This window comes from Novosphingobium sediminicola (genome assembly GCF_014196525.1).
Lineage (GTDB): Bacteria > Pseudomonadota > Alphaproteobacteria > Sphingomonadales > Sphingomonadaceae > Novosphingobium > Novosphingobium sediminicola.
In genome coordinates this window covers 23754-30618 of the sequence record NZ_JACIDX010000030.1, presented here as the reverse complement: position 1 = coordinate 30618, position 6865 = coordinate 23754, and the positions used below count along the sequence as shown (strand labels likewise).

At 64.0% G+C, this 6865-nt stretch carries 4 protein-coding genes; 2 read left to right on the top strand and 2 right to left on the bottom strand.

Annotated elements, in window-relative coordinates; all coding sequences use genetic code 11:
• The first annotated feature begins 122 nt into the window (after positions 1-122).
• Both GGR38_RS22975 and GGR38_RS22970 read left to right on the top strand, forming a co-directional pair.
• The gene (locus GGR38_RS22975; RefSeq protein ID WP_183629216.1) at positions 123-1370 is read left to right on the top strand and encodes an MFS transporter; all 1248 of its coding nucleotides are present in this window, start codon (positions 123-125) and stop codon (positions 1368-1370) included.
• 5 nt (positions 1371-1375) lie between these two features.
• Positions 1376-3793, top strand: a complete 2418-nt coding sequence (locus tag GGR38_RS22970; protein ID WP_183629214.1) for a TIM-barrel domain-containing protein — start codon at positions 1376-1378, stop codon at positions 3791-3793.
• 66 nt (positions 3794-3859) lie between these two features.
• Here GGR38_RS22970 and glpK read toward each other — a convergent pair whose 3' ends face one another.
• Entirely contained in the window at positions 3860-5335 is a 1476-nt protein-coding gene (gene glpK, locus GGR38_RS22965) for a glycerol kinase GlpK (protein ID WP_221227227.1), read from the bottom strand.
• 12 nt (positions 5336-5347) lie between these two features.
• The gene (gene glpD, locus GGR38_RS22960) at positions 5348-6853 is read right to left on the bottom strand and encodes a glycerol-3-phosphate dehydrogenase (RefSeq protein WP_183629210.1); all 1506 of its coding nucleotides are present in this window, start codon (positions 6851-6853) and stop codon (positions 5348-5350) included.
• Positions 6854-6865: the final 12 nt, after the last annotated feature.

Genomic DNA, 6865 nt, shown 5'->3' with positions numbered 1-6865 from the left:
ACATCGACGAAACGCTGGCCGCCAAGTATCCTTACAAGCCGGCTTACCTCCCCGTCGCAAGGCTCGAAGATGGTACCATGTGGAATTGGTAAGGCATAAGATTCGACGGAGAGGATAAAAACATGACATGGCGCTCAGCAAGGTTGCGCATTCTGTTGCTGGTGATGGTAGGAACCATCATCAACTATATCGCGCGCAATTCGCTGGGCGTTCTGGCGCCTCAGCTCAAGGCCGATCTGGCCATCACGACCGAGCAATATTCCTATATCGTCGGCGCGTTTCAGCTTGCCTATACGCTGATGCAGCCGATTGGCGGGATGCTGATCGACAAGATTGGTCTGACCGCAGGATTCGCCCTGTTCGCGCTGGCGTGGAGCCTGGCCAATATGGCCCATGGCGCGGCGCGGGGCTGGCTCTCGCTGGCGGCGTTTCGCGGCCTATTGGGCATGGCCGAGGCCGCCGCGATCCCGGCGGGCATGAAGACCATCGGTGAATGGTTCCCTGATCGCGAACGTTCGGTGGCGGTGGGCTGGTTCAACGCGGGCACTTCGCTGGGCGCGGTGATCGCGCCGGTGCTGGCCGCCGTGGTTGCCAAGGTATATGGCTGGCAGGCGGCCTTTGTCGTCACCGGGGCGCTGGGCGTATTATTCGCAGCCGCATGGTACAAATTCTATCGCTCGCCCGGCGATGCCTCCTATGTCACACCCCAAGAACTGGCCGAAATCCGCGAGGGTCAGCGCCCGGTCGAGGCTAGCGCAACGACCTTGCGCGCCATCGCCAAAACCAAGCGCTTCTGGGCCATCGCCGTCCCGCGCTTTCTGGCCGAACCGGCGTGGCAGACCTTCTCCTTCTGGATCCCGCTCTATCTGGCCAAAGAGCGCGGCATGGACATCACGCAGATCGCGCTTTTCGCATGGGTGCCGTTTTTGGCCGCCGATGCGGGGGGGATTCTGGGCGGCTATCTCGCGCCCTTCCTGCAGCGCACGCGGGGCCTCAGCCTTGAAGGGTCGCGTATCGCCGGGATCTCGCTGGCCGCCATTCTGATGATCGCGCCGGGCTGCGTGGGCCTCGTGCTCAGCCCCTATGCGGCCATCGCGCTGCTTTCGCTGGGCGGCTTTGCGCATCAGATCATCTCGGTGCTCATCAACACGCTCTCCGCCGATGTCTTTCCCAAGGGCGATATTGCCAAGGCCAACGGGCTGGTCGGCATGGCCGGATGGACAGGCGGGCTGCTCTTCTCGCTCGCCATCGGGCAATTGGCCGACAAGATCGGCTATGCCCCGCTGTTCGCCTGCCTTGGCGCTTTCGATCTGATCGGCGCGGTGTGGCTCTTTGCCATGCGCCGCCACCTCATTCTGCAAAAGGCCTGACCCCCATGCGTAAATCCAGCCTTGCCCATCCGCCCCGCTTTTCGCTGGCCGAGCGGGAGGGGCCGCGCGTCACCCTGCATGCCGATACCGGGGCGATTGCGCATATTTTCGTGGCCGAAGAGGATATTATCCGCGTCCTGCTGCTGACGCAGGGAACGCTCACCTCGCCGCCGAGCTGGGCCATTGCGCCGGGCCAGAGCGATATTGCCGAACCGGGCCGCGACCGGATGAGCGTCGAAGGCTTTGCCGCCCCCGATTTCGGCATCGAAGAAACCGAGTCCCACATCACCATCGCCACCACCCGCCTGCGCGTCTCCATCGCGCGCGAAGGGTTCTTCTGCACTTGGCATCAATCTGGCCCGCAAGGCTGGGAATTGATCGCGCAGGACCGCCCGACGCAGGCCTATAATTTCGGCTGGTGGGACGACGCCACCTATCACTACATCACCCGCCAGACCGGCGAACGCTATTACGCGCTTGGCGAGCGCGCAGGCGCGATGGACCGCGCAGGCCGCCGCTTCCGCCTGACCAATCTGGACCCGATGGGCTATGACGCCAGCGCGAATGATCCGCTGTATAAGTCGATCCCCTATGTCCTCGTGGTCAACGCAGAGGGCGCCGCCCACGGCATTTTCTACGACACCACCGCCGATCCCAGTTTCGATTTCGGCCATGAGCATGACAATTATCACCCGCATTACCGATACATGCGGGCCGACAGCGGCGATCTCGATTATTACATGATCGCCGGACCCGACGCGCGCGAAGTCACCCGCCGCTACACCTGGCTGACCGGACGCCCCGCGTTTCAACCCCGCTGGGCGGTGGGCTATTCCGGCTCGACCATGACCTATACTGACGCTCCCAATGCGCAGGAACGGATGGGCGAATTCATCGAGGGCATCAAGCGCCACGACATCCCCTGCGAGAGCTTCCACCTCTCCTCGGGCTACACCTCGATTGGCGACAAGCGTTACGTCTTTCACTGGAACCGCGAGAAATTCCCCGATGTGGGCGGTTTCGTGCAGTCCTATGCCGATGCTGGCGTGGAATTGGTCCCCAATATCAAGCCCGCCCTGCTGGTCACGCATCCGCGCTATGATGAACTGGCGGCCAAGGGCTGGTTCGTGTCGGACGCGGATGGCGATCCCATCACCTGCCAGTTCTGGGACGAGGTGGGCGCCTATATCGACTTCACCAACCCGGAGGCGGCGGCATGGTGGCGCGAGCAGGTGACGCAACAATTGCTGGAATATGGCATCCATTCGACGTGGAATGACAACAATGAATATGAGATCTGGGACAAGCGCGCGCTGATTTCCGGCTTTGGCGCGCCCCGCCCGGCCGCCGCCGAACGCCCGGTGCAGACCCTGTTGATGATGCGCGCAAGCCGCGCCGCGCAAATCGCCTATCGCCCCGACGAGCGCCCCTATGTGGTGACGCGCAGCGGCATGGCGGGCATGCAGCGCTATGCGCAAAGCTGGTCGGGCGACAATTACACCGCCTGGCACACGATCCGCTATAATCAGAAGATGGCGCTGGGCATCGCGCTGTCGGGCGTGTCGAATTTCGGTCATGACATCGGCGGTTTCGCCGGCCCCGCGCCCGAACCGGAATTGCTGCTGCGCTGGGTTCAGGCGGGGATCGTCATGCCGCGCTTCTCGATCCACAGCTGGAATTCGGATCGCACGGTCAACGAACCATGGATGTATCCAGAGGCCACCCCGGCCATCGTCGGCATGATGCAATTGCGCCGCGCGTTGCAGCCGATGCTGCATGATCTGCTCTGGCGCCACCATGCGCATTATGAGCCGGTCAGCCGCCCGGTCTGGCTGGATTTCCCGCATGACCGCCGCGCTTGGGAGGATGGCGACACCCATCTGCTCGGCCCCGATCTGCTTGTGGCCCCGGCGATGGACAAGGGGGTGGAGAGCGTTACCGCCTATCTGCCTTTGGGCGCGAATTGGTATGATATCCGCGATGATCGCGCCTATGCGGGCGGGCAGGATGCGGTGCTGGACGCGCCACTTTCCGGCCTGCCGCCAATGCTGGCGCGTGAGGGATCGGGCCTGTTCCTCGATCTGGCCCCGGCCGGTTTCGTACAGGCTGCGCCCCAGCCCGCCGTCCTGCTCTATCCCGCGCCGGGCCTCGGACAGTTCACCTGGAGCGGCTTTGACGAGAGCGGCAATGCATGGCCCGATGCCGATCATCCGCCTTTGTGGAATGTCTGGGTGAAAAGCGCGTCGGATGCGATCAGCATCGTGGCGGCATGGACCGGCCATGGCCCCGCCCCGGCCTCGGCGCTCCGCATCGTTCTGCCTGCCGCAGAGACACGCGCGATCACGCTTAATGGAGCGGTGTTGGCCGCGCGCATCGAAAATGTGCTGGGCGTTGCGCGCAAGGTTCTGGACGCGGTGATCTAAAGAAAAGGCCGGGCCGCGCTGAGGGAAGCGCAGCCCGGCCCATAGACCGCAACGCTGGTGAGAGGTTCAGCGTGCGGTGGCGCGACGGATGGCGGCTTGCCACCCGGCCTGCAATTTCTGGCGCGCGGGCGCCTCCATCTGCGAATGGAAACGCACCACTTCGCCCCGGCTTTCGCCCGACAAAGCATCGGGCCAGGCACCGCTGGCATGGCCCGCCAGCATGGCCGCGCCCAGCGCCGTGGTTTCCAGATTGGCGGGGCGTTCGACCACAATGTCGAGAATGTCGGCAAGGAACTGGCAAAACCAGTCATTGGCCGCCATGCCGCCATCGACGCGCAAAGCCGCCAGCTCGCCTGCGCCATCGGCCTGCATCGCGGCGACCAGATCGGCGGTCTGAAACGCCACCGATTCCAGCGCCGCGCGGGCAATATGCGCCGCCCCGCTGTCAAAGGTCAGCCCCGTCAGCATCCCGCGCGCCTCGGTGCACCAATGCGGCGCGCCAAGGCCGACAAAGGCGGGCACCATATAGACCCCGCCATTATCGGGCAGGCGGGCGGCCATTTCCTGCGTCTGGCGCGCCTCGACAATGATGCCCAGCCCATCGCGCAGCCATTTGATCGCCGCGCCCGCCACGAACAGCGAGCCTTCCATCGCGTAATGCGTCACGCCGTCGATGCGATAGGCAATCGTGGTCAGCAAACGGCTGCGCGAGCGAGTCAGTGTCTCGCCGGTGTTCATCAGCATGAAGCCGCCGGTGCCATAGGTGATCTTGGCCTGACCCGTCGCAAGACAGGACTGGCCCACCAGCGCGGCCTGTTGATCGCCCGCAATGCCGCGAATGGGAATGGCCCCGCCCAGCAGATGGGTGACGCCGAAATCATCCGCGCTCTGGCAAACCTGCGGCAGAACGGCGGCGGGAATACGGAACAGCGCCAGCAAGTCAGGGCACCAGCGCTGCTTGCTGATATCAAACAGCAGCGTGCGCGAGGCATTGGTCACGTCGGTCTTATGCTCGCGCCCCTCGGTCAGGCGCCAGAGCAGAAACGTATCGATCGTGCCAAAGGCCAGTTCGCCCTTTTCCGCCCGTTCTCGCGCACCCGGAATCGTATCGAGCAGCCATGCCAGCTTGGTCGCGGAAAAATAGGGGTCGAGCAGCAGGCCGGTGCGCTCCTGCACCAGCGCTTCATGGCCCGCCTCATGCAATTGCGCACAGATCGCCGCCGTGCGCCGGTCCTGCCAGACAATCGCGCGGTGAAGCGGCGCGCCGGTTGCGCGGTCCCACAGGACCACCGTTTCGCGCTGGTTGGTGATGCCGATGGCGGCGATGTCATCGGCCCCCATCCCCGCCTTGGCCATAGAGCCCCGCGCGGTGACCAGCGTATCGCGCCAGATATCCTCGGCATCATGTTCGACCCAGCCATCGTCCGGATAATGCTGGGCAAATTCCTGCTGCGCGCTGGCGATCACCTGATGCGAAGGGGAAAAAATCAGGCTGCGGGTCGAGGTCGTGCCCTGGTCAATGCTGAGAATATGGCCGCTCATTGTCATCCTCGCCTAGCTGTTCTTTTTAAGCCACTGGTCGATGCGCTGCGCCATTTCGGGGGGGGCGGTCAAGCCCAGCTTGCTGCGCCTCCACAAAACATCCACGCTCCGGCGCGCCCATTCGTGCCGCGCCAGATAGCGCAATTCGGCCTCGTAAAGCCCATTGCCGAAATCCTCACCCAGATCATCGAGCAATTGCGCATCGCCCAAGATCCGATCAATCCGAGAGCCATAGGCATGGGCCAAACGCGCCGACAATTCGGCCGACAGGAAAGGCCAGCGGCGACGCACATCGGCAAGGAAAGCAGCAAATCCGCCCGCAAAATCCCCACCCGGCAAAGGCGCCGTGCCGGTCCACCCGCCGCGCATCGGCGGCAGAAAGGGTTCGAGCATTTCCAGCGCATGTTCGGCCAGACGGCGATAGGTGGTCAGCTTGCCGCCAAAGATCGACAGCACCTGCGGCCCGCTCTCACGCCCCAATTTCAGCACATAATCGCGGGTGATCGCCTTGGCATCCGCCCCGCCATCGTCATAGAGCGGGCGCACGCCCGAATAGGTCGAGACGACATCATCGGGGCCAATCTGGCCCTCGAAATAATCATTCACCGTGACGCAGAGGTAATCGACCTCCTCCGCCGTGATCTTGGGCGCATCGCGCTCGGCCTCGCCCACCAGCAGGTCGGTCGTGCCCACCAGCGTGAAACCGTTCTGATAGGGGATGGTGAAAACGATCCGCCCATCCTGTTTTTGCAGGATAAAGGCATGGTCGCCCGGATAGACCTGCGGCACGATGATATGGCTGCCCTTGACCAGACGGATGCCGCCATGGGCCTGCGCCTCGGGAATAGCACCCAGCATTGCGCCCACCCACGGGCCTGCCGCGTTCACCACGGCGCGCGCGCGCACCTGCTGCGCTCCGGCATCGCTGCTCAGATCGACCAGCCAGTGATCGCCCTCCACCTTCGCGCCGGTGGCGGTCACGCCGATACGGATTTCGGCCCCGCGCTCGGCCGCGTCGATGGCGTTGAGCACCACCAGCCGCGCATCATCCACCCACGCATCGGAATAGACGAAACCCTTGGCCAGCCCCGGCTTCAGCCCCGCCCCCCAGCGCGGATCACGCAGATCGACGCCATGCGAAGAGGGCAGCGTCTGCTTGCCGCCAATATGGTCATAGAGCCACAGGCCGATGCGGATCATCCATCCGGGCCGCCCGCCCTTGGGCTGGGGCAGGACAAAGCGCAGCGGCCAACTGATATGCGGGGCGATATGAATCAGCCGCTCGCGCTCCTGCAAAGCCTCGCGCACCAGCCGGAACTCGTAATATTCCAGATAGCGCAAGCCCCCGTGGATCAGCTTGGTGCTGGCCGAGGACGTGTGCGCCGCCAGATCGTCGCGTTCGACCAGCAGGACTTTCAGCCCCCGCCCCGCCGCATCGCGCGCAATCCCCGTGCCATTGATGCCTCCGCCAATCACCAGCAGGTCATAATCGGCAACCGGGGGGAGAGCTTGAGCCATCGACTTTTCCTG

Coding starts and splice junctions, on each gene's coding strand:
- GGR38_RS22975 (WP_183629216.1), top strand. CDS start 123: ATGACATGGCGCTCAGCAAGGTTGCGCATTCTGTTGCTGGTGATGGTA.
- GGR38_RS22970 (WP_183629214.1), top strand. CDS start 1,376: ATGCGTAAATCCAGCCTTGCCCATCCGCCCCGCTTTTCGCTGGCCGAG.
- glpK (WP_221227227.1), bottom strand. CDS start 5,335: ATGAGCGGCCATATTCTCAGCATTGACCAGGGCACGACCTCGACCCGC.
- glpD (WP_183629210.1), bottom strand. CDS start 6,853: ATGGCTCAAGCTCTCCCCCCGGTTGCCGATTATGACCTGCTGGTGATT.